This window comes from Streptomyces yerevanensis (assembly GCF_000716805.1).
In the GTDB taxonomy this organism is placed as follows: Bacteria; Actinomycetota; Actinomycetes; order Streptomycetales; family Streptomycetaceae; genus Streptomyces; species Streptomyces flaveus.
Genome location: NZ_JNWJ01000007.1, coordinates 211518 through 233299, shown reverse-complemented (window position 1 = coordinate 233299; position 21782 = coordinate 211518). Strand labels below are relative to the sequence as shown.

Genomic DNA, 21782 nt, shown 5'->3' with positions numbered 1-21782 from the left:
CTACTGGATCACCACCTTGACGATGCCGGTGAGGGCGATCTGAGCGAGAGAGAGGGGGACGAGGAGGGTCCAGGAGAGTTTCTGGAGCTGGTCCTCGCGGAGACGGGGATAGGTGACGCGGAGCCAGATCACGAGGAAGGCGAGGACCGCGGTCTTCAGCAGGGTCCAGACCCAGCCGAGGCCGTCGGCACCCCACGGGCCGTGCCAGCCGCCCAGGAAAAGGACGGTGGTCAGGCCGCACAGGACGATGATTCCGGCGTACTCGGCGAGGAGGAAGAGAGCGAAACGCAGACCGGTGTACTCGGTGTACGCGCCGAAGATGATCTCCGAGTCTGCGACGGGCATGTCGAAGGGAGGGCGCTGGAGTTCGGCGAGGCCGGCCACGAAGAAGACGAGCGCGCCGACGATTTGCCAGGGCAGCCACCACCACTCGAAGGCGTCGAGGATGCCGGGGAGTGAGACCGTGCCCGCGGCCATCGCGACCGAGGCCGCGGTGAGGAGCATCGGGAGTTCGTATGCGAGGAGCTGGGCGGCGGTGCGGAGGCCGCCGAGGAGGGAGAACTTGTTGGCCGAGGCCCAGCCCGCCATGAGTGAGCCGAGGACGCCCACGCCCATCACGGCGAGGACGAAGAAGATGCCCGCGTCGATGACCTCGCCGACGGCTCCTTCGCCAGGACCGATGGGGATGGCGAGGAGGACGAGGAGGTACGGGAGGAGGGCGACGGCGGGGGCCAGCTGGAAAATACGGCGGTCCGCACCCGCGGGGACCACGTCTTCCTTCTGGGCGAACTTCACACCGTCCGCGACGAGTTGGGCCCAGCCGTGGAAGCCGCCCGCGTACATGGGGCCGAGGCGGCCCTGCATATGGGCCATCACCTTGTGCTCCGTCTGGCCGACGATCAGCGGGAAGGTGAGGAACACGACGAAGACGATCAGGAGTCGCAGGGCGACGTCGAGCACGTCGTTCACTGCGGGCCTCCTGGGGGGTCGTCGGTGGGGCTTTGGGCTTCGGGGACCTCGGAGGGTTTCGCCTGCGCCTCCTTGGGAGCCTTGGGTTCGTCGGGTGCGTTGGATTCGTCGTCCGGTTGCCGCTCGGGCGAGGTTCGCTCCTCAGCGGGCGGCTCCTCAGTGGGCGACTCCCCAACCGGCAACTTCCCCGTGGGCGGCTTCTGATCGGCGTCGTCGAAGGCGGGGCGCGCGTGGTGCCAGGGGGCGTCCGCACTGCGGGCGCGCGCCGGGCGGGTGGGCTGCTCACCTCCGGGCTGCTGCTCGCCTCCGGCTTCATCGGCCGGGGCCGCAGCGGACGCCTCGCGCTGCGACGCCGAGCCCTCGTCGGCACTGCGGGCGCGACGCGGCGCCACGGGCGGCGTTTCGGCACCCGGAGCCGGGGCCGAAGGAGCACCCGCCGAGCCCGCCTCCGCCCCCTCCGTGCGCTGTGTCGCCGAGCCCTCGCTCACGCTGCGCGCCCGGCGGCCCGCAGGCCTGCCCTCCGCCGCCGCGCCCGTACCCGGCCCCGCAGCGGGCGTACCAGAGGCCGGGGCCTGGCTCGCCGAGCCCTCCCCTGCTGTGCGAGTCCGCCGGGCCGGGCGTTCGCCCGCCGCCCGGGCCGCACCGCGGGCCGGGCGGGCCGGAGCAGGCGGGAGCTGACCCTTCAGAGGACCCCACTCGTTCGGGTCGGGAACGCCCGGTGGCAGCATCTGTCGGCGCTTCGGGCCGCCGTGTTCCGACTCCCCCGGTTCCTTCGCGCCAGGCCAGGCCTTGGCGACGCGGGCCGCCAGGACGAAGTCCTTGCGCAGCGGGTGCCCCTCGAAGCCCTCCGGGAGGAGTAGCGGCGCCAGCCCGGGGTGGCCTTCGAAGGTGACGCCGAACATCTCGTGGGTCTCGCGTTCGTGCCAGGCGGCGCCCGCGTAGACGTCGACGGCGGAGGGGAGTACGGGGGCGTCGTGCGGGACGGTCGTACGTACGAGAAGGCGGCGCACCGGAGCGAGTGCGACCACGTGGGCCGAGACGCGGAACCCGGTGCCGGGTTCGTCGACGGCGCTCAGCCAGTCGAAGTACGTGCAGCCCAGCTCGCCGCGCGCGGTCTCAAGGGCGGAGATCCAGGCGGCGGGCGGCACGTCGACGGTCAGGAGCTCGTACGACTCCTCGGCCGTGGCCTCCGTACCGAAGAGCCCCTCCACAGAAGCGGGCAGCCAGCCGGTCACCGCTCGCCCTCCTCCCCGGCCGGAACCGGCGGCTTCACCAGCCCGCTCTGCAGCGCGCCCGTGGAAGGCCGGGCGCCGGCGGACGGCCCGTACCGCTCAGACCCGTAATCGGACCCGTACCGCTCCCCCAGCGACTCCCGGGCGATCTTCTCCTGAAGCTTGAGGATGCCCTGGAGCAGCGCTTCGGGCCGGGGCGGGCACCCGGGGACGTACACATCGACCGGGATGATCTGGTCGACGCCCTTGGTCACGGAGTACGAGTCCCAGTAGGGCCCGCCGCAGTTGGAGCAGGCGCCGAAGGAGATGACGTACTTGGGCTCGGGCATCTGTTCGTACAGCCGCTTCACCGCGGGCGCCATCTTGTCCGTCACCGTCCCCGAGACCACCATCAGGTCGGCCTGACGGGGCCCCGGAGCGAACGGAATCACCCCCAGGCGGATGAAGTCGTGCCGGGCCATGGAGGCGGCGATGAACTCGATGGCGCAGCAGGCGAGGCCGAAGTTGAAGACCCAAAGGCTGTAGCGGCGGCCCCAGTTCAGGACCACCTTCATCGGCTCGGGGGCGAGACGCGCGAGCGCACCCAGGCGCTTCGGCTCCGGAAGCAGCACAGGCCCCGGCTCGGACACGGGCTCGGGCTGGGTCACGTCCATGTGAGGACGCCCTTCTTGTATGCGTACAGCAGTCCCACGGCCAGGAAGCCGAGGAAGATGAACATCTCCACGAGCGTCGTCGCCCCGTAGCCCGGCGCGGCGAAGACCGTCGCCCAGGGGAAGAGGAAGATCGAGTCGACGGCGAAGATCACGTAGAGGAAGGCGTAGACGTAGTAGCGGACCTGGGTGTGGGCCCAGCCCTCACCGACGGGGTCGACTCCGCACTCGTACGTCAGGAGTTTCTCGGGTGTCGGGACGACGGGCCGCAGCAGACGCCCGGCTCCGAAGGCGACGGCGACGAACAGCACGCCGACCACGGCGAGCAGTCCGACGACCGAGTAGGACTGGAAGTAGTCCGCCGCGGCCGTGATCCCGGCGGTCCCGGTCCCCGCGCCCCTGGTCGCTTCCGGCACGTCCGCCCCTCGCTCCCTGACCTCGTATGACCTCGTGCGCGCCTTGTTCTGCGCCGTGCGATGCGCCGTGCTCGACGATCTGTACGCACCGGAGTCTAGGCCCTGCTAAAGAAACGGTAAGCAGCCCGTCACGCCTTGGCATGCGCGGAGGTCGCCGACAGGCGCCGGGCAGGGACCTGGCAGGATCCCGCCAGACTCCCGGCAGGATCCCGACAAGCACCCGGCAGGCACCCGCAGCTGTTCCATGTGCGCCCGGAGCGCGGGTCTGACGGCGGGCCCAAGGGTGGGGTTTTCCCCAGGGGATACCGGCGGTCCACCTCATGGCGCTCCAGCGCGCGGCCCGGCACGCTAGCCGTTATGACCGAACGCATCATCGCCACCGACACCCGGGACGTCGGCGACCGACCGCCGCCCGCGCGCTTCGCCTACGACCGGCACACCTGGAAAGAGATCGCGCATCTCCTGGCGAACCTGCCGGTGTCGCTGATCGGTTTCACGTATGTGGTGACGGTGTTGTCCACCGGCGCCTTCCTGAGCCTGACGGTGATCGGTCTTCCGCTGCTCGCGGGCGGGCTGATGGGCGCGCGTCTGCTGGGCCAACTTGAGCGGGGCCGGGCCAGGGCTCTGCTCGGGGTACGGGTGGAGGAGCCGAGTCCGCTTCCGTTCCGCGGCCAGAGCGGGTTCCTCTCCAGGCTGTGGATGGCGCTGAGGGATCCGGTCGGCTGGCGGACGGTGCTGTACGACTTCATGCGGTTGCCCTGGGGCATCCTCACCTTCACCATCACGCTGACCTCGCTGTTCGTGCTGTGGCCGGTGCTGCCGTTCATCGCGCGCGGGCTCGCCAACGCGGACCGGGCTATGGTCCGCGGGCTGCTGTCGCCCTCCGACGAACTGGAGCGGCGTGTAGCCGAGCTGGAGTCGGACCGGGGGGTGGTCGTCGACACGGCCGCGGCCGACCTGCGGCGTATCGAGCGGGATCTGCACGACGGGGCGCAGGCGCGCCTCGTCAACCTCGCGATGGGGCTCGGTCTGGCCAAGGAGAAGCTCCTGGAGGACCCCGACACCGCGGCATCGATGGTCGAAGAGGCGCACGGCGAGGTGAAGCTGGCGCTCCAGGAACTGCGCGACCTGGCCCGGGGCATCCATCCCGCCGTCCTCACCGACCGCGGACTCGACGCCGCCCTGTCCGCGGTGGCCTCCCGCTGCACGGTCCCCGTCAAGGTGACGGCCGACCTGCCTATGCGCCCCGCCGCGGCCATCGAGGGCATCGCGTACTTCACGGTCTCCGAGCTCCTCCAGAACGTCAGCAAGCACAGCGGGGCGCGGTCCGCCTCCGTCGACGTCTGGCGCTCGGACAACCGCCTGCTCATACAGGTCTGGGACGACGGCCGCGGCGGCGCCTCCCTCGACGGCGGCACGGGAATGGCGGGCCTCGCGGACCGGCTCGGCGCGGTCGACGGCCTGTTCGTCATCGAGTCCCCGGTAGGCGGCCCGACGACGATCACGGCGGAACTCCCGTGGCGGGACCGGACGGAGGAGCCGGCGCGAGGGTAGGCGTACGGCTGCGGGTCGTACGGCCCTTCCTCTCGTGCACCCCTTCCGTACGGCCCTTCCTGGCGTACGGCTACTTGTCCCGGCCGTACTGCGCCCCATGTCACCCCGCCGCAATCCGAGCCGCCGGCCCACCACTTGCACCACCCCGCGTACTCCCGAGGCGGCCCAGAGGTAGGGAAAACCCCCGCCTCAAGACGCCGACGTACTCCATGGTCCGCGGACCTGGCACCGAGCAGTGTGGAACTACGACAGCGGACAACCAGGCCGAGTTGGAACCGAGCAGAAACGGACGGCGACCATGGCGACGGAGTACGGACAGGGATACGGGCGTGACGGTGGGCCCGGATTCCTCGGGGAGGGCGTCGAGGGGCGGCGGAACCGGCTCCCGGCCGCGCTGCGGGCGCCGATCGAGGCGCGTAGCTGGAAAGAGTTCGGCTATCTGATGCTGAGCCTGCCGGTCGGCATCCTGATGTTCACCTTCGCCGTGACGATGGTGTCGCTGGGCGCGGGCCTGCTGATCACGTTCCTCGGCATTCCGGTGCTCGCAGCGGCGCTCGCGGGCTGCCGCGGGTTCGGCGCGCTGGAGCGTGCGCGGGCGCGCGGGCTGCTGGGTCTGGAGGTCGCGGCGCCGGAGCCGTTGCGGGTCCGGAAACAGGGCGCGATGGCGTGGATGGGCGCGATGCTCAAGAGCGGGGCGTCCTGGCGGCACCTGCTGTACGCGGTGCTGCACTTCCCGTGGGCCGTGTTCGCGTTCGCGGTGGCGATCAACTTCTGGGCGTACGGCTGGGCAATGCTGACGTATCCGCTGTGGTTCTGGCTCTTTCCGGTGTACGGCGGTCAGGGCGGGCTTCAGCTGTACGGGGACGAAGCGCACCGGATCTACCTGGACAACCCCTTCGAGATCACCGTGACCGCGATGCTGGGGCTGCTGCTCACGCTGGCCACGCCGTGGATCGTGCGGGCGCTGACGCTGGTGGACCGGCTTCTGGTGCACGGGCTGCTCGGGCCTTCGCGGCTGGCGACGCGGGTCGTGGAGCTGGAGTCGGACCGCGGTGTCGTCATCGACACGGCCGCCGCCGACCTGCGGCGTATCGAGCGGGATCTGCACGACGGGGCGCAGGCGCGGCTGGTGGCGCTGGCCATGGACCTGGGGCTGGCCAAGGAGAAGCTGACGGAGGATCCGGAGGCGGCGGCGCGGATGGTGGGCGAGGCACACGGTGAGGTGAAGACAGCGCTCCAGGAACTGCGGGACCTGGCCCGGGGGATCCATCCCGCCGTCCTCACCGACCGCGGACTCGACGCCGCCCTGTCCGCGGTGGCCTCCCGCTGCACGGTGCCGGTTCAGGTCGAGGTGGATCTGCCGTCCCGGCCGGCGCCCGCCATCGAGGGCATCGCGTACTTCACCGTCTCCGAGCTCCTCCAGAACGTCAGCAAGCACTCCCGGGCGACCCGGGCCTACGTCGACGTCTGGCGCTTAGCTCCGGTCTCGGAGAACCCGCACCCTGTACCAGCCCAGGGGCGTACGCCCGCCCTGCGACGGGCTGACGCACCGGCCCACGACCCCGCACCCACCACCCACCCCAGGGGCGCGGGGAACGGCGCGACCAGCCACACTCAACCCGCACCCGCCCAACCGCCGGAGGTGAAATGCTGGACCCCTTACGCGCAAGCCTGCGCCAGGCTGGGGGGCCAGAGATCGTGGAGGACAGGGTGCAAGTGGTCATCGCCGAGGATTCAGTGCTGCTCAGGGAGGGACTGACCCGGCTGCTGACCGACCGCGGGCACGACGTGGTCGCCGGGGTGGGCGACGGCGAGGCGCTGATCAAGACCATCACCGAACTGGCAGCCCAGGGCACACTGCCGGATGTCGTCGTCGCGGACGTACGCATGCCGCCCACCCACACCGACGAGGGCGTCAAGGCCGCGGTGCAGCTGCGCAAACACCACCCGGGACTCGGCGTACTCGTGTTGTCGCAGTATGTGGAGGAGCAGTACGCCACAGAACTCCTCGCCGGTTCCAGCCACGGCGTCGGCTACCTGCTCAAGGACCGGGTAGCCGAAGTACGTGAGTTCGTGGACGCGGTGGTACGAGTGGCCCGGGGCGGCACGGCGCTCGACCCGGAGGTGGTGGCCCAGCTGCTCGGCCGCAGCCGTAAGCAGGACGTACTCGCGGGACTCACCCCCCGCGAGAGAGAGGTCCTGGGACTTATGGCCGAGGGGCGGACGAACTCCGCGATCGCCCGGCAGCTGGTCGTCAGCGACGGCGCTGTGGAGAAGCACGTCAGCAACATCTTCCTGAAGCTCGGCCTGTCCCAGAGCGACGGCGACCACCGACGCGTACTGGCGGTCCTGACCTACCTGAACTCGTGATCAGGTCCCACCCGAGCTCGTGATCCGGCCCTACCCGAACTCATGAAGAACCAAAGGACCAGCCGGGAGCGTCCTCAGAGAAAGGGGCCAGAGGGTGGAAAAGTCGTGGCAATTCGGAGCATCACACCGTCTCAAGGTGGTGTCCATCATGCGAATGGCCGAGGGAAGGCGACCCTTACAGACGTAGGGTTGAAGATGGGAAGGCTTGCGGGAAGGCCGCTCCCAGACAGCCGCCTCGAGGGAGGTCCAGTTCAGTGACCAGCCAGGTCAGTCCAACCGAACAGGCCGACGGAACCGTCGTAGGAGAACAGCGCAAACCGGCGGGCGCGGGCGCGAAGGACGTGCGCCGCCTCGACCGGGTGATCATCCGGTTCGCGGGGGACTCGGGTGACGGTATGCAGCTCACCGGCGACCGCTTCACCTCGGAGACGGCGTCCTTCGGCAACGACCTGTCGACACTGCCGAACTTCCCCGCCGAGATCCGCGCCCCTGCCGGAACCCTGCCGGGCGTCTCGTCCTTCCAGCTCCACTTCGCCGACCACGACATCCTCACGCCGGGCGACGCGCCGAACGTACTCGTGGCGATGAACCCGGCCGCGCTGAAGGCCAACATCGGCGATGTGCCGCGCGGCGCCGAGGTGATCGTCAACACGGACGAGTTCACCAAGCGGGCGATGGCCAAGGTCGGCTACGCGACGAGCCCGCTGGAGGACGGCTCCCTGGACGGCTATCACGTCCACCCGGTCCCCCTCACCACGCTGACGGTCGAGGCGCTCAAGGAGTTCGATCTCTCCCGCAAGGAGGCCGAGCGCAGCAAGAACATGTTCGCGCTGGGCCTGCTGAGCTGGATGTACCACCGGCCGACCGAGGGCACCGAGAGATTCCTGAAGTCGAAGTTCGCCAAGAAGCCGGACATCGCGGCGGCCAACATCGCCGCCTTCCGCGCGGGCTGGAACTTCGGCGAGACCACCGAGGACTTCGCGGTCTCGTACGAGGTCGCCCCGGCCGCGCAGGCCTTCCCGACCGGTACGTACCGGAACATCTCCGGGAACCTCGCCCTGTCGTACGGCCTGATCGCCGCCTCCCGCCAGGCCGACCTGCCGCTGTACCTGGGCTCGTATCCGATCACGCCGGCCTCGGACATCCTGCACGAGCTGTCCAGGCACAAGAACTTCGGCGTACGGACCTTCCAGGCCGAGGACGAGATCGCCGGCATCGGCGCGGCCCTGGGCGCGGCCTTCGGCGGCTCGCTCGCCGTGACCACGACGTCCGGTCCGGGGGTGGCCCTCAAGAGCGAGACCATCGGTCTGGCCGTGAGCCTCGAACTCCCCCTCCTCGTCATCGACATCCAGCGCGGCGGCCCGTCCACCGGCCTGCCGACCAAGACCGAGCAGGCGGACCTGCTGCAGGCGATGTACGGCCGCAACGGCGAGGCCCCGGTCCCGATCGTGGCCCCGCGCACGCCCGCGGACTGCTTCGACGCGGCCTTGGAAGCCGCCCGGATCGCGGTCACCTACCGCACCCCGGTGTTCCTGCTCTCCGACGGCTACCTGGCCAACGGTTCCGAGCCCTGGCGCATCCCGGACATCGACGAACTCCCGGACCTGCGCACGCAGTTCGCACAGGGCCCCAACCACACCCTGGACGACGGCACCGAGGTCTTCTGGCCCTACCAGCGCGACCCGGGGACCCTCGCCCGCCCGTGGGCGATCCCGGGCACGCCCGGCCTGGAGCACCGTATCGGCGGCATCGAGAAGCAGGACGGCACGGGCAACATCTCGTACGACCCGGCCAACCACGACTTCATGGTGCGTACGCGCCAGGCGAAGATCGACGGCATCGACGTACCAGACATCGAGGTCGACGATCCGCACGTCGCGCAGACGCTGGTGCTGGGCTGGGGGTCGACATACGGCCCGATCACCGCGGCGGTACGGCGGCTGCGCGCGGCCGGGGAGAGCATCGCACAGGCCCATCTGCGCCATCTCAACCCGTTCCCGCGGAATCTCGGCGAGGTGCTGGGGCGTTACGACAAGGTGGTGATCCCCGAGATGAACCTCGGGCAGCTCGCCACGCTCGTCCGGGCGAAATACCTGGTGGACGCCCACTCCTACAACCAGGTCAACGGTATGCCGTTCAAGGCTGAGCAGCTCGCCACGGCTCTCAAGGAGGCCATCGATGGCTGAGACGACCACGGAAGGCACGGACACGATCGAGGCGCTTTCCCTTGTGCCCAAGGCCGAGGGCAAGCAGTCCATGAAGGACTTCAAGTCCGATCAGGAAGTGCGCTGGTGCCCCGGCTGCGGCGACTACGCGGTCCTCGCCGCCGTGCAGGGCTTCATGCCCCAACTCGGGCTGGCGAAGGAGAACATCGTCTTCGTCTCCGGCATCGGCTGCTCCTCCCGCTTCCCGTACTACATGAACACCTACGGGATGCACTCCATCCACGGCCGCGCGCCCGCCATCGCGACGGGCCTGGCCTCGTCCCGGCAGGACCTGTCCGTCTGGGTCGTCACCGGTGACGGCGACGCGCTGTCCATCGGCGGCAACCACCTGATCCACGCCCTGCGCCGGAACGTCAACCTCAAGATCCTGCTCTTCAACAACCGGATCTACGGCCTGACGAAGGGCCAGTACTCCCCGACCTCGGAGGTCGGCAAGATCACGAAGTCCACGCCGATGGGCTCGCTGGACGCGCCCTTCAACCCGGTCTCGCTGGCCATCGGCGCGGAGGCGTCCTTCGTGGCGCGCACCGTGGACTCCGACCGCAAGCACCTCACGGAGGTCCTGCGCCAGGCTGCCGCCCACCCCGGCACAGCTCTCGTCGAGATCTACCAGAACTGCAACATCTTCAACGACGGCGCCTTCGAAGCCTTGAAGGACAAGCAGCAGGCCGAGGAGGCGGTCATCCGCCTGGAGCACGGCCAGCAGATCCGCTTCGGCTCGGACGGCGCCAAGGGCGTCGTACGCGATCCGCTGACCGGTGACCTGAAGGTCGTCACCGTCACTCCGGAGAACGAGTCGCAGATCCTGGTCCACGACGCGCACTCCCCGTCCCCCACGACGGCGTTCGCACTGTCGCGCCTGGCGGACCCGGACACCCTGCACCACACCCCGATCGGCGTCTTCCGCTCGGTGGACAGACCGGTGTACGACACCCAGATGTCGGACCAGCTGGACACGGCCATCGAGCAGAACGGGAAGGGTGACCTGGCGGCGCTGCTGGCGGGCGGGGACACCTGGACTGTCGTGGGCTGACCCCGACGCGTAACGCCGAGGGCCTGGGTGCCGTACGACACCCAGGCCCTCGGCGTTACGCGTCGGGGATGTCCCTCTTGGCGCGGATGAGGGTCTCGCGCGTGATCACTACGATGCGCTCGTGGTCGGCGCAGGCTATGTCCTGGGGGAATCGGCGGGCCAGGACGGCGGTGGCTTCCGTACCGATGACGGCGAAATTGCCGTCGCTGAGTTCGAAGATGTCTGGGCAGGTGTGAAAGGTTTCGCAGCCCCTCTTGCGTGGGGAATCGCCGAGGCGCTGTGTGATCCGGACCGGCAGAAAGTCGCTGTGCACTGACTGGGTTCCTTTCAGCGTGGCACGCGGGCCAGCAGTTCCTGACCCGCGATACACCCAATCAGGTTACTAATCTCCAACAGGCGTTCGGAGATAGTTCAGGCATTCGGAGACTCCGGCACAACCACCCACCACTCGTCCAGTTCGTCGCCGCGCTCGTCCATGATGACGTCGATGGCCTTGCCGACCCGCGCCTCCAGACACTCCGCAGGCAGCATCCCCCGCTGCTCGGCCGTCCGTTCCCAATACTCCGCGAAGACGGAGTTCTTGCTCAGGACCTTCAGCGCCCCGAGGAGTTCGCCCCGGTCCAGCGCACCGATGCGATAGCCCAGCAAGAGCAGCCCGTACTCCCGGTTGGCGAAGAGCATCTGGCGGCGCTTGCCCTCGGACAGGCCGTTCAAGGTACTCAACGCGTCAGCGAGCGACGGATCAGCGATCCCCTGGTCCAACTGCTCCACGAAGAAGCGATGCAACTGGATCAGGTTCGCCCGATGCATCTCCTCCGCCACACGGGCAACCCCCTCCGTCATGAGGACGACTCGCTGAATCAACTCCCGCACGAGCTCGTCCTGTTGCGGTACAGCCATGGCGATGCACCCCCGACTCCAGCGTGCCCGCCGACTCAGACGGGCGCGGGAGGCGGACAGGGGGCGCACGGAAGGACGTGCCGGCACTCCGACTCAGAGCTACCCCCTGGCCGCGTCATACATCTCGCGCGCCTCCAGTACCGCGTCCATGCGGCGAGCCGTCCAGTCGGCCAGCGCCCGCACCTGCTCGGCGGCCTCGCGGCCCAGGTCCGTCAGCGAGTAGTCCACTCTCGGCGGGATCACCGGCTTCGCGTCCCGGTGGACCAGGCCATCCCGCTCCAGCGTCTGCAAGGTCTGCGTGAGCATCTTCTCGCTGACCCGCCCGATGGCACGGCGCAGCTCGCTGAAGCGGTGCGGGCGGTCCAGGAGCTGGATCAGGACCAGGACGCCCCAGCGGCTGGTGACGTGCTCCAGTACGAGGCGGTGCGGGCACATCGCCTCGCCCTCGACGCTCCATTTGCCGACTGCTGCGGGACTGGCGACAACTGCATCACTTACGGCCATGCCAGTACCTTACTTCAAAGTGGGTACTTTCGTAGAGTTAGTGCATCCCCTAGGGTTAGTGACCTACCCACCCCGCAAGGAGCTGCAACATCATGAGCATCGTCGTCACCGGAGCCACCGGCCACCTTGGCCGCTTTGTCATCGAAGGACTGCTGGAGAAGGTCCCGGCCGACCAGATCACGGCCGTTGTCCGCAGCGAGGAGAAGGCGGCGGGCTACGCGGCCCGCGGCGTGAAGATCGCGGTCGCCGACTACAGCGCTCCCGAGACCTTCGACAGCGTCTTCTCCGCCGGTGACAAGGTGCTCCTCATCTCCGGCAGCGAGGTCGGCAACGACCGCGTGGGCCAGCACAAGGTCGTCCTCGAAGCCGCCAAGGCCGCCGGGGTCGCGCTCCTCGCGTACACCAGCGCCCCCGGGAGCCTGACCGCCGCACTGGCCGACGACCACCGGGGCACCGAGGCGGCGATCCTCGAGTCCGGCGTGACGTACACCCTGCTGCGCAACGGCTGGTACAACGAGAACTACACCGAGAGCCTCGCCCCGGTCCTGGAGCACGGCGCCGTCGTCCAGGCCGCCGGCGACGGCAAGGTCTCCTCGGCCTCCCGCGCGGACTACGCGGCTGCCGCCGTGGCCGTGCTGACGGGCGAGGGCCACGAGAACAAGACGTACGAGCTCGGCGGCGACACCGCCTGGAGCTTCGCCGAGTACGCGGCCGAGGTGGCCAAGCAGACCGGCAAGGAGATCGCGTACAGCCCCGTCTCCGTCGAGGTCTACACGGGCATCCTGACCGGCGTCGGGCTGCCCGAGCCGCTCGCCGCGACCATCGCCGGCGTGGACGCGTCCGTCGAGAAGGGCGAGCTGGTCGTCACCAGCGGTGACCTGTCCCGGCTGACCGGCCGCCCGACCACCCCGATCGCGGAGTCGATCGCGGCGGCGCTCAAGGGCTGACCTGCTCGAGAGCGATGGCCTTCGAGGGCCGACTCCCCTGCTGCCCTCAAGTGCCGTCCTCGCCCACCCCTGCTTGTAATGACCGTATCGTGGATACGGCCATGACAGGCGGGGGTGTTCGGCGTTACCGTCGTGAGCGGCTGCGCGCTCGCAGCCGCTCGAGAGGGGAGAGGCCGTGCCGGTGGGGTCCAAGGGCGAGCAGCACACAGGTCCGGAGTCCAAGGGCGAGCAGCGCATAGGTCTGCTGAACGGCTTCGCGGCGTACGGCATGTGGGGCCTCGTCCCCCTCTTCTGGCCGCTCCTCGAGCCCGCCGGAGCCATCGAGATCCTCGCCCACCGCATGGTGTGGTCGCTCGGCATCGTCGCGGTCGCGCTGCTGGTGATACGGCGCTGGGCCTGGGCCGGCGAACTGCTGCGGCAGCCGCGCAGACTGGGCCTGGTCGCGGTCGCGGCGACTGTGATCACCATCAACTGGGGCGTCTACATCTGGGCCGTGAACACCGGCCATGTGGTGGAGGCGTCCCTCGGCTACTTCATCAACCCGCTCGTCACCATCGCGATGGGCGTGCTGCTCCTGAAGGAACGGCTGCGGCCCGCCCAGTGGGCGGCGGTCGGTATCGGCTTCGCCGCGGTTCTCGTGCTGACCATCGGGTACGGGCAACCGCCGTGGATCTCCCTCTGCCTCGCCTTCTCCTTCGCGACGTACGGGCTGGTGAAGAAGAAGGTCAATCTGGGTGGTCTGGAATCGCTGGCCGCGGAGACCGCGATCCAGTTCCTGCCCGCGCTGGCGTATCTGCTGTGGCTGGCGGGGCAGGGCGACCTGGTGTTCGGCACCGAGGGTGCCGGGCACGCGGCGCTGCTGGCCGCGACCGGTGTGGTGACGGCGGCGCCGCTCGTCTGCTTCGGGGCGGCTGCGATCCGCGTACCGCTGTCGACGCTCGGGCTGCTCCAGTACCTGGCACCCGTGCTGCAGTTCCTGCTCGGCGTCCTGTACTTCCACGAGGCCATGCCCGCCGAGCGGTGGGCCGGGTTCGCGCTGGTGTGGGCCGCGCTGTCGCTGCTGACGTGGGACGCGCTACGAACGTCACACCGGGCGCGGCTGACTCTGCAGGCGGCAGGGGTCGACGAGGCGGCAGGGGTCGACGCGGACGTCCCGGAAATCCAGAAGCCGACCTCGAGCCCCAGGGCCTAGGCGCCCGGTAGTCGATAGTCGGTAGTCGGGTCAGTAATCGGCGTCCTTGCCGATGTACAGCCCCGCGAACCCGGCCGCGGCGGCGGGCGAGGCGAGGGTCCGCCGCAGCCGGGCCGCGGTGGTGCCCGCCCGGAACAGGTCGCCGGACGAGGCGCCGTGGTAGATGTCCGACAACCACAGCGAGAACTCCTGGTACTGCCACACCCGCCCCAGACAGGCCGCCGAGTAGCCACTGAGCCCGCTCTCGTCGCCCTTGCCGCAGTACGCGATGAGTGCGTCGCCGAGCAGCAGGGCGTCGTGGATCGCGAGATTCATGCCCTTCGCGCCGATCGGCGCGAGGAGGTGGGCCGCGTCGCCGGCCAGATACAGCCGCCCGTACGCCATCGGCTCCGCGACGTAGTTGTGCATGTCCAGGACCCGCTTCTCGATCAGCCGTCCCTCGGTGAGCGGCTGGGTCCCGTCCGCCGCGAGCCGCTCGTGGAGCTCGGCCCAGACGCGTTCGTGCGACCAGTTCTCGGGGTCGTCACCGGGCGGGCACTCCAGGTAGTAACGGGTGACCTGCGGGCTGCGGGCCATATGCCCGGCGAAGCCCCGCGGATGGATGCCGAAGACGACGCAGTCGTTTGACGGCGGCGCCTCGGCGAGCAGCGCCAGCCAGCCGATGCCGTAGTCGTGCCGGGCGATGCTGACGTGCCCCGGCGGCATGCACGCCCGGGTGACACCGCGCGCGCCGTCGCAGCCCGCGACGGCCGCGCAGTCGAGTCGTACGCGCTCGCCCGTGTCCGGATCCGTGTACGACACCGAGGGCTGGTCCGAGTCGATGGCGTGCACCTCCACGTCGCGTACGCCGAAACGGATGTCACCGCCCCGCTCGTCCGCGTACACGCGCACCAGGTCCGTCACCAACAGTGGCTGGGGATAGGCGAAGTGATGGTGCCCGGACATGTCGCCGTACCGGAACCTGTGCCGCTCCCCCGCGATCCGGAACTCGCACTCGCTGTGCACCTGGGCGTTCTCCAGCAGCCGGTCGGCGAGGCCGCGCCGCTCCAGGGCGCGCACCGCCCACTCCTCCAGGAAGCCCGCGCGGGGCCGCTGCTCGATGAACTCCCTGCTCTCCGCCTCCAGCACCACGCAGTCGACGGAGGCGGCACGCAGGATGTTGGCGACGGTGAGACCGGCGGGGCCGGCACCCACGACGACGACCGAGGTGCGCTCTGTGGAGAAGGGGGCGGCGGTGTCCGTCATAGGGCCATTATGTCGGCGAGCACCGCACTGTGTGGTGTGCCCGCGCATCCTCAACTGACCGTCTGCCGGGGTGGGTTGGCGCTCGCCTCGGCTGTCGCTCCGGCCACTCTCGGCCTCGCTCGATCCGGCGGGGGAGAGTAAGGAAGCGGGGGCGAAATCACCCCGTCCGACGTACGGTCCATCCATGACACAGTCGCACACCCCCCTGCACTGGAAGCTCGTCATCGACGCCGCCGACCCACACGCCCAGGCCGACTTCTGGGCCGCCACCCTCCGCTACGAAGTCGAGGACAACAGCGCCCTCATCGAGCGCCTGCTGGGCTTCGGCGCCGTGTCACCGGAGATCACCGTCGAGTCCCACGGCCGCAAGGCCTGGCGCGACCTCGTCGCCGTACGACACCCGGAGGATCCGTACGACAAGGAGAGCGGCACGGGCCTCGGCCGGCGACTGCTCTTCCAACGCGTACCGGAGCCGAAGACCGTCAAGAACCGGCTGCACATCGACGTACACGCCGAGCCCGGGCAACGCGAGGCGGAGATCGCGCGCCTGGCGGACCTGGGGGCGACGGTACTGCGGGAGGTGAAGGAACCGGGCGGCGAGTGGGTGATCATGACGGACCCGGAGGGCAACGAATTCTGCGTGCACTGAGCGCCCGCTGATCCACACATGTGCCCATGCGCCCATGGGCTGGCTCTCAGGCGCTGATGTCCTTCGTCGTGAAGCGCGCCCACGCCGCCGTGCCGAACACCGCCGCGTACAGGCCCTGAAGGCCGAGGTTGCGGAACAGATCGTCCCAGTACACCGGATCGCGCATCAGGTCCGCGAAGGACAGCCAGTAGTGCGAGAAGAAGTACGGCTGTATCGCGTGGAGTTGGGGTATCTGGTCGAGGATCTGGATGGTGATCAGCAGGCCCACGGTCGTCGCCATCGCCGCTATGCCGCTGCTGGTGAGCGTCGAGACGAACAGGCCGAGCGCCGCGATCCCGATCAGCGAAGCGGCGACGATCAGCGCGATCAGAAATGCCCGCCCCAACCCTTCGCCGAAGCTGATCCGCGTGCCGGAGATCGTCGTCAGCTCACCGAGTGGGAACAGCAGGGAGCCCACGATCAGCGCCGACAGCGCCACGACGAGCGTCGCTACGACACAGAACGCCAGCGTGGTCGCGTACTTCGTGAGCAGCAGCCGTGTACGCCCCGCGGGTGAGACCAGCAGATAGCGCAGCGTCCCGGCGTTCGCCTCGCCCGCTATCGCATCCCCCGCGATGACGCCGATCGCCATCGGCAGGAAGAAGGGCAGCGTCGCGGCGAGCGCCGTGAACACCAGGAACAGTCCGTTGTTGGTGATCTGCGTGACGAAGGCCGGCCCTCCGCCCCCGCCCGACGCACCGTCACTCGTCTCGATCTTCACAGCGATCCCGACGAGCACCGGCACCGCGGCCAGCACCCCCAGCAGCGCGAGCGTCCGCCACCGGCGCAGGGTGGTCACCAGCTCGTTGCGCAACAGGCCGAGGGCCCACAACGGACTCGGCTTCCGTAGGCCGACGATCTCGGCGGTGCCGGAGCCGACGCCGACGTCAGTGACCTCCGAAACCTCAGAGATCTCTGAGGCTCGAGAGCCTTCCGAGGCCCCAGAGACCTCAGATGCTTCAGCCCGCGACATCGAAGCCCTCCCCCGTGAGCGCGACGAACGCGTCCTCCAGTGAAGCCCGTTCGAGCCCGAAGCCCCGTACGCGGACGCCCGCCGACACCAGCGCCGCGTTCACCTCGGCGAGGTCGCGGTCCGGGGGCTCACCGGTCACCCGGTCCTCCTCGACAACGACGTCAGCCACGCCCTGCTCCTTCAATACACGGGCCGCGTCGCCCGGATCCGGGGTCGTGACGACCAGGAGGCCACGGGCACCGGCCGCCAGCTCGGCCACCGGCCCCTGGATGATCAGCCGCCCCTGCGCCATCACCGCGGCATGCGAGCACACCTGCTCGATCTCGTCCAGCAGATGCGAGGAGAGGAAGACGGTCGTACCGTCCGACGCCAACTCCCGTACCAGCGAACGGATTTCGCGCATCCCCTGCGGATCGAGCCCATTGGTCGGCTCGTCCAGGACCAGCAGCCGGCGCGGCTGGAGCAGCGCCGCCGCCAGGCCGAGCCGCTGCTTCATGCCCAGCGAGTAGGCCTTCGCCTTCTTGCTCGCGGCGGCCGTCAGTCCGACCCGGTCGAGGGCAGCCGCGACGCGCGTGCGCCGAGTGCGAGGATCGGCGGTCGGGTCGGCGGAGTCGTACCGCAGGAGGTTGTCGCGGCCGGACAGGAATCCGTACAGCGCGGGTCCCTCGATCAGCGCGCCCACCTGCGGGAGCACCGTGCGGGTGGCGCGCGGCATGGCTTGTCCCAGGACGCGCGCCGTGCCCGAGGTCGGCTCGATCAGGCCCATCAGCATTCTGATGGTGGTCGTCTTGCCGGAGCCGTTCGGCCCCAGGAAACCGAAGACGCTGCCCGCCGGGACGGCCAGATCGAGGCCGTCGACAGCGAGCTGTCCACCGCGGAAACGCTTGGTGAGCGCACGGGTGGCGATCACCGTGTCCGGCCCGGTTTCCGGCCCAGTTGTCGGCCCGGTGTCCGGTTCCGCGGTGGACAGTTCCGCCATCGACTCCCTCAACTCCCTGTTGGCGCCCGACCAGAAACCTCCGGTCGGACGCCAACCACCTGTCGTCCTCTGCTTGTTACTTCGCGGCGTTGGCCGCCTTCACCAGCGCGTCCTTCGTGACGGCACCCGCGTACACCTGGCCGTCGTCCGTGATGAGCGCGTTGACCAGTCGGGTCGAGAAGACCGTGCCCGAGCCGAACTCGCCGTTCACCTTCGTGCCCAGCGAGTCGAGGAAGCTGCCCGCGTCGCCGGACGCCGAGGGTATGCCCTCGCCGCCGGTGTCGAACCGGGCGATGGTGGTCCAGCCCTCGCCTATGGTCTTGAGCCCATCGAACCCTTCGAGCCCATGGCCCAGATCCTCCTCGGCCTTCGGAAGCGCCTGGTCCTCGGACTTCGCCTCGTCGCCCTCGGTGACCTTCGCGCCCTTCGGCGGGCTGAAGTCGAAGGTGGACGCATCCGGCTTGCTGAAGTCGACCTTGGTGAAGCCCGCGTCCACGACGGCCGCGCCACCGCTCGCCGGTGTCAGCGTGAACTTCAGCGGCATACCAGTCTTGGAGTCCACCGCTATCGAAATCTGACCGACCGTCGAACCGGACTGCTTCGGCTTGATGACCAGCTTGTACGCATCGCGGCCCGCGACCTGAGCCGTACCGTCGACGGTCACGGATGTCGTGTCGTCGACCGCCTTCAGCGCCTCGTCGGCCATCCCCTTGGGCGTGGTCGGGACGTCCTTCGGTGCCTCTTCCTTCTTGCCCTTGTCCTCGGCGGCACCGGAGGCGTCCTTCATGTGGAACGCCTCGTTCGACGCGCTGTCGTACGCCCACACCTCGTCGCCGTTGTGGATCAGGCTGTACTCGGCAGCCTTGTCCAGCAGCGACACCTTGTGCTTGTCCGGGCCGTCGGCGGCGACCCGCAACGTGTGCGTACCGGACGCCAGTTCCATGAGCTTCGTCGACGGGTCGGCGGAGGAACCCTCGTCCTCGGAACCGCCGGCGCCGCCACCCGGAGCGAAGCTGCTCTCCAGGCCGCCGAGGTCCGGCAGACCCAGATTCGTGCTGACCTTCACCGTGCCGGACAGCTGCTGTACGTCGGACGCGGCGATCTTCTCTATGAGTTGCTCAGCGGTGATCTCCGGCAGGTCGGGATCGCCGGAGCCCGCGAACGCCGGGACCAGCCCGATGGTCGCCGCCGCCAACCCCATCACCGCGACGGGGACGACGTACCGTGCCGCCTTGCGCCGGCCGGTCCGCAGCTCCTCGTTCGTGTCGTCGTCGGATTCGTACGGTGCCATGTGTGCCCTACCTCCGTCGTCGGCGGCGGCTTACCGTCACGCACTCGTCCACCCCGGCCGCCATTGTCACCCGAACTCCTGTGAAGTGGTGTCTCCAATCTGACCAAATCGGCCGACGAGAAGCGTCAGACCTCGGAGCCAACTCCGTGTACTGCTGGGGTATGACACGAGTGGGCGGCGCCCCTCCCGCCCCGTAAGGGTTGTGCGGGAGGACGCCGCCCGTAAGCCGTTCAGAGCCGGCCGGTCATCGCCTCAACAGGCCGTGGATCACCGGCTCGACAGCCTATGGATCACCGGTTGATGAACACGTAGTCCGCCCCGTACGGGACACCCACGATGGTCCCCTCTTCACAGGCCCCGGCGGGAGCCACCCCGCCCACCGTGTTCAGCCGAAGGATCTCGGCCGTACCGGCCAACAGCCCGCGGTGCTTGCCGGACTGAGTGGCCTTGAGGTCCAGCTCCGGGATGTTCTTGTCGCCGTTCGGCGTCTTGGAGATCAGCGCACCGGTGACCGCGCTGCGGTCCGGCGCGATCCACTGCGGCGTACCGGAGTTGGGCTTCACGAAGGAATGCGCGATGCCACCGCCGAGTACGGCGCGCACATCACGCTGCGCGAAGGCGGTGGTGCCGTCGTCCGCCGTCTTGCACTCGTAGATCTGCTTGCCCTTGATGACGGAGGCCTGGAAGTTGTGCAGCGCGTTCCTGAAGTCGAAGTCCGTGGTGACCTTGTGGAGTTGGCCTCGGACGGCTCCGCCCGGGAACTCGGCGGTGTGCAGATTGGCGTAGAAACCACCCGGGTTGGACTTCAGCTGGTCGAGGAGGGCGGTGTCCTCGACTTTGACCGTGCCGGTGACCGTACGGCCCTTGGCCTTCTCCAGCAGCTTGGTGAAGTCGACCTTGACGCCGCCGTTGACGCCCTTGGCGCCCTGGTGGATGTGGAGGAGGGTCGGCTTGTCGGTGCCGCGCCACTTGACCGCGACGGACACCTTGTCGCCCTTGACCTTCACGAACTGGAGCGCCGCGCCGTCCTTGTCGCCGACGGCGGGGCCGCCCTGGACCGGCACCTCGTTCACACCGTTGAGGCTCGCGGCGAGGATGGTGCCGCCGCTGCCACCGCCGCCCGCGAGGCCGCTCTGCACCTCGATGGACTGGCCCCCGTGCTGCGCGTGGTTCGCGCCCTTGTCCTTGGCGCTGCCGTTGGACCGGTTCCCGCTGTCGGCGACCGCCGGGATGACTGCAGCGGCGACACCGGCCGCGGCGGCCACCGCGACACCGGAGATGACCAGGCTCTTACGACGCTTCGCGGACGTAACGAATGTCCCCATGATTCTGTTTTCTCCCCGTAACTCAGCTGACACCCCCTGCGTCAGCTTCTGGGCATAGTTACGGAGTGGATCTGAGTCTGGACTCAATCCAACTATGTGACGTGCGTCACTCTGAATCAGGAGCCTGGAAGGAGCCCTGGGCCGGGAGCCTGGTACGGGACCCTCGTTCAGGGACTGCGGCGGGATCAGCCCGCCCGGTGCACCACCGCGTCGCACAGCTCCACGAGCGCCGCCTTCGCGTCGCACTCCGGCAGCGGTACGAGCGTGGCGCGGGCCTCCTCGGCGTACCGCACGGTGTCACGGCGGGCCTGCTCCAGGGCCGGGTGGGCGCGGATCAGGGAGAGCGCCTCGGCATGCCGGGCGTCGTCCGTCAGGTCCGAGTCGAGCAGCTCGGACAGTGCGATGTCCTCGGCCAGACCGAGCCGCTCCACGCGCTCACGCAGCCGCAGCACGGGGAGGGTGGGGATGCCCTCGCGCAGGTCGGTGCCCGGTGTCTTGCCGGACTCGCGCGAGTCGCTCGCGATGTCCAGTACGTCGTCGGCGAGCTGGAAGGCGACGCCGAGCCGCTCCCCGTACTGCGTGAGCACGTCCACCACGGTCTCGTCGGCGCCCGACATCATCGCGCCGAACCGTCCCGACACGGCGATCAGCGAGCCGGTCTTGCCGCCGATCACGTCCAGGTAGTGGTCGATCGGGTCGCGTCCGTCGCGAGGTCCGGCCGTCTCCAGGATCTGCCCGGTCACCAGGCGCTCGAACGCCTCGGCCTGGATCCGTACCGCCTCCGGCCCGAGGTCGGCCAGGATGTGCGAGGCACGCGCGAACAGGAAGTCGCCGGTGAGGACCGCCACCGAGTTGCCCCAGCGGGTGTTCGCGCTGGGCACTCCGCGGCGTACGTCCGCCTCGTCCATCACGTCGTCGTGGTACAGCGTGGCGAGGTGGGTCAGCTCCACGACCACGGCGGAGGGCACGACGCCCGGCGCGTACGGGTCCCCGAACTGCGCGGCGAGCATCACGAGCAGCGGCCGGAACCGCTTGCCGCCCGCGCGCACCAGGTGCTGCGCGGCCTCCGTGATGAACGGGACCTCGCTCTTGGTGGCCTCGAGCAGGCCTTCCTCGACAGCCGCCAATCCGGCCTGGACATCGGCTTCGAGAGCCTGGTCCCGCACGCTCAGCCCGAACGGCCCGACGACGGTCACGAGGGTCTCCTGTCTGCTGACGCTCTCAAGGGCGGTCTCTGCGTGCTCTTGGTGCGGTTGCTGCTGTTGCTTCTTTGGGTGCTGTATGTGTCG

The 21782-nt window shown here is 69.3% G+C and carries 21 protein-coding genes; 8 read left to right on the top strand and 13 right to left on the bottom strand.

Features of this window, described 5'->3' with window-relative positions:
* From OP79_RS09565 to OP79_RS09550, 4 genes are read right to left on the bottom strand one after another with little or no spacing between them, the layout of a single operon-like run.
* On the bottom strand, nt 1–969 hold the full coding sequence (locus OP79_RS09565; protein WP_033319593.1) for a complex I subunit 1/NuoH family protein: 969 nt from the start codon (nt 967–969) through the stop codon (nt 1–3).
* Nucleotides 966–2204 carry an NADH-quinone oxidoreductase subunit C gene (locus tag OP79_RS09560; RefSeq protein WP_033319592.1) on the bottom strand — a complete coding sequence of 413 codons (1239 nt, stop codon included), beginning with the start codon at nt 2202–2204 and terminating at the stop codon, nt 966–968. Before OP79_RS09560 ends, OP79_RS09565 begins: the two co-directional genes overlap by 4 nt.
* Nucleotides 2201–2854 carry an NADH-quinone oxidoreductase subunit B gene (locus OP79_RS09555; protein ID WP_033319591.1) on the bottom strand — a complete coding sequence of 218 codons (654 nt, stop codon included), beginning with the start codon at nt 2852–2854 and terminating at the stop codon, nt 2201–2203. Before OP79_RS09555 ends, OP79_RS09560 begins: the two co-directional genes overlap by 4 nt.
* A complete protein-coding gene (locus tag OP79_RS09550; RefSeq protein ID WP_033319590.1) occupies nt 2845–3267 on the bottom strand; it encodes an NADH-quinone oxidoreductase subunit A in 423 nt (140 codons plus the stop codon). Before OP79_RS09550 ends, OP79_RS09555 begins: the two co-directional genes overlap by 10 nt.
* Nucleotides 3268–3624: 357 nt before the next feature.
* Here OP79_RS09550 and OP79_RS09545 point away from each other — a divergent pair, with 357 nt between their 5' ends.
* The 5 genes from OP79_RS09545 to OP79_RS09525 all read left to right on the top strand — a co-directional run bounded on the left by OP79_RS09545 (nt 3625) and on the right by OP79_RS09525 (nt 10449).
* Entirely contained in the window at nt 3625–4821 is a 1197-nt protein-coding gene (locus OP79_RS09545; RefSeq protein ID WP_033319589.1) for a sensor histidine kinase, read from the top strand.
* A 298-nt stretch (nt 4822–5119) separates the two neighbouring features.
* On the top strand, nt 5120–6580 hold the full coding sequence (locus tag OP79_RS09540; protein ID WP_245685260.1) for a sensor histidine kinase: 1461 nt from the start codon (nt 5120–5122) through the stop codon (nt 6578–6580).
* Complete coding sequence (locus OP79_RS09535; protein WP_033319588.1) at nt 6532–7191, top strand: response regulator transcription factor; 660 nt, start codon at nt 6532–6534, stop codon at nt 7189–7191. Before OP79_RS09540 ends, OP79_RS09535 begins: the two co-directional genes overlap by 49 nt.
* A gap of 254 nt (nt 7192–7445) precedes the next feature.
* On the top strand, nt 7446–9377 hold the full coding sequence (locus tag OP79_RS09530) for a 2-oxoacid:acceptor oxidoreductase subunit alpha (protein ID WP_033319587.1): 1932 nt from the start codon (nt 7446–7448) through the stop codon (nt 9375–9377).
* A complete protein-coding gene (locus OP79_RS09525) occupies nt 9370–10449 on the top strand; it encodes a 2-oxoacid:ferredoxin oxidoreductase subunit beta (RefSeq protein WP_033319586.1) in 1080 nt (359 codons plus the stop codon). Before OP79_RS09530 ends, OP79_RS09525 begins: the two co-directional genes overlap by 8 nt.
* 55 nt (nt 10450–10504) lie before the next feature.
* On the opposite strand, the gene OP79_RS09520 is transcribed toward OP79_RS09525, so the two are convergent.
* The 3 genes from OP79_RS09520 to OP79_RS09510 all read right to left on the bottom strand — a co-directional run bounded on the left by OP79_RS09520 (nt 10505) and on the right by OP79_RS09510 (nt 11853).
* Nucleotides 10505–10762 (bottom strand): hypothetical protein, encoded by a 258-nt coding sequence (locus tag OP79_RS09520; protein WP_245685259.1) that lies wholly within the window; start codon nt 10760–10762, stop codon nt 10505–10507.
* Nucleotides 10763–10860: 98 nt separating this feature from the next.
* Nucleotides 10861–11349 (bottom strand): DUF6082 family protein, encoded by a 489-nt coding sequence (locus tag OP79_RS09515; protein WP_051744538.1) that lies wholly within the window; start codon nt 11347–11349, stop codon nt 10861–10863.
* A 99-nt stretch (nt 11350–11448) separates the two neighbouring features.
* Nucleotides 11449–11853, bottom strand: coding sequence for a winged helix-turn-helix transcriptional regulator (locus OP79_RS09510; RefSeq protein ID WP_033319585.1), 405 nt, complete (start codon nt 11851–11853; stop codon nt 11449–11451).
* A gap of 92 nt (nt 11854–11945) precedes the next feature.
* Here OP79_RS09510 and OP79_RS09505 point away from each other — a divergent pair, with 92 nt between their 5' ends.
* Nucleotides 11946–12800 carry an SDR family oxidoreductase gene (locus OP79_RS09505; RefSeq protein ID WP_033319584.1) on the top strand — a complete coding sequence of 285 codons (855 nt, stop codon included), beginning with the start codon at nt 11946–11948 and terminating at the stop codon, nt 12798–12800.
* 268 nt (nt 12801–13068) lie between these two features.
* Nucleotides 13069–13992 (top strand): EamA family transporter RarD, encoded by a 924-nt coding sequence (gene rarD / locus OP79_RS09500; RefSeq protein WP_245685266.1) that lies wholly within the window; start codon nt 13069–13071, stop codon nt 13990–13992.
* A 30-nt stretch (nt 13993–14022) separates the two neighbouring features.
* Here the strand turns inward: rarD and OP79_RS09495 are convergent, their stop codons facing one another.
* Entirely contained in the window at nt 14023–15237 is a 1215-nt protein-coding gene (locus OP79_RS09495; RefSeq protein WP_033319583.1) for a 4-hydroxybenzoate 3-monooxygenase, read from the bottom strand.
* Between the two features lie 184 nt (nt 15238–15421).
* On the opposite strand from OP79_RS09495, the gene OP79_RS09490 reads away from it, so the two are divergent.
* Nucleotides 15422–15886 carry a VOC family protein gene (locus OP79_RS09490; RefSeq protein WP_033319582.1) on the top strand — a complete coding sequence of 155 codons (465 nt, stop codon included), beginning with the start codon at nt 15422–15424 and terminating at the stop codon, nt 15884–15886.
* 46 nt (nt 15887–15932) lie between these two features.
* On the opposite strand, the gene OP79_RS09485 is transcribed toward OP79_RS09490, so the two are convergent.
* From OP79_RS09485 to OP79_RS09465, 5 genes are all read right to left on the bottom strand, one after another.
* Entirely contained in the window at nt 15933–16898 is a 966-nt protein-coding gene (locus OP79_RS09485; protein WP_078491691.1) for an ABC transporter permease, read from the bottom strand.
* A complete protein-coding gene (locus OP79_RS09480; RefSeq protein ID WP_033319581.1) occupies nt 16885–17877 on the bottom strand; it encodes an ABC transporter ATP-binding protein in 993 nt (330 codons plus the stop codon). Before OP79_RS09480 ends, OP79_RS09485 begins: the two co-directional genes overlap by 14 nt.
* A 76-nt stretch (nt 17878–17953) precedes the next feature.
* Nucleotides 17954–19168, bottom strand: a complete 1215-nt coding sequence (locus OP79_RS09475; RefSeq protein ID WP_033319580.1) for a LolA family protein — start codon at nt 19166–19168, stop codon at nt 17954–17956.
* Nucleotides 19169–19458: 290 nt separating this feature from the next.
* Nucleotides 19459–20493, bottom strand: coding sequence for a CHRD domain-containing protein (locus tag OP79_RS09470; protein ID WP_033319579.1), 1035 nt, complete (start codon nt 20491–20493; stop codon nt 19459–19461).
* 185 nt (nt 20494–20678) lie between these two features.
* Complete coding sequence (locus OP79_RS09465; RefSeq protein WP_033319578.1) at nt 20679–21689, bottom strand: polyprenyl synthetase family protein; 1011 nt, start codon at nt 21687–21689, stop codon at nt 20679–20681.
* Nucleotides 21690–21782 lie beyond the last annotated feature (93 nt).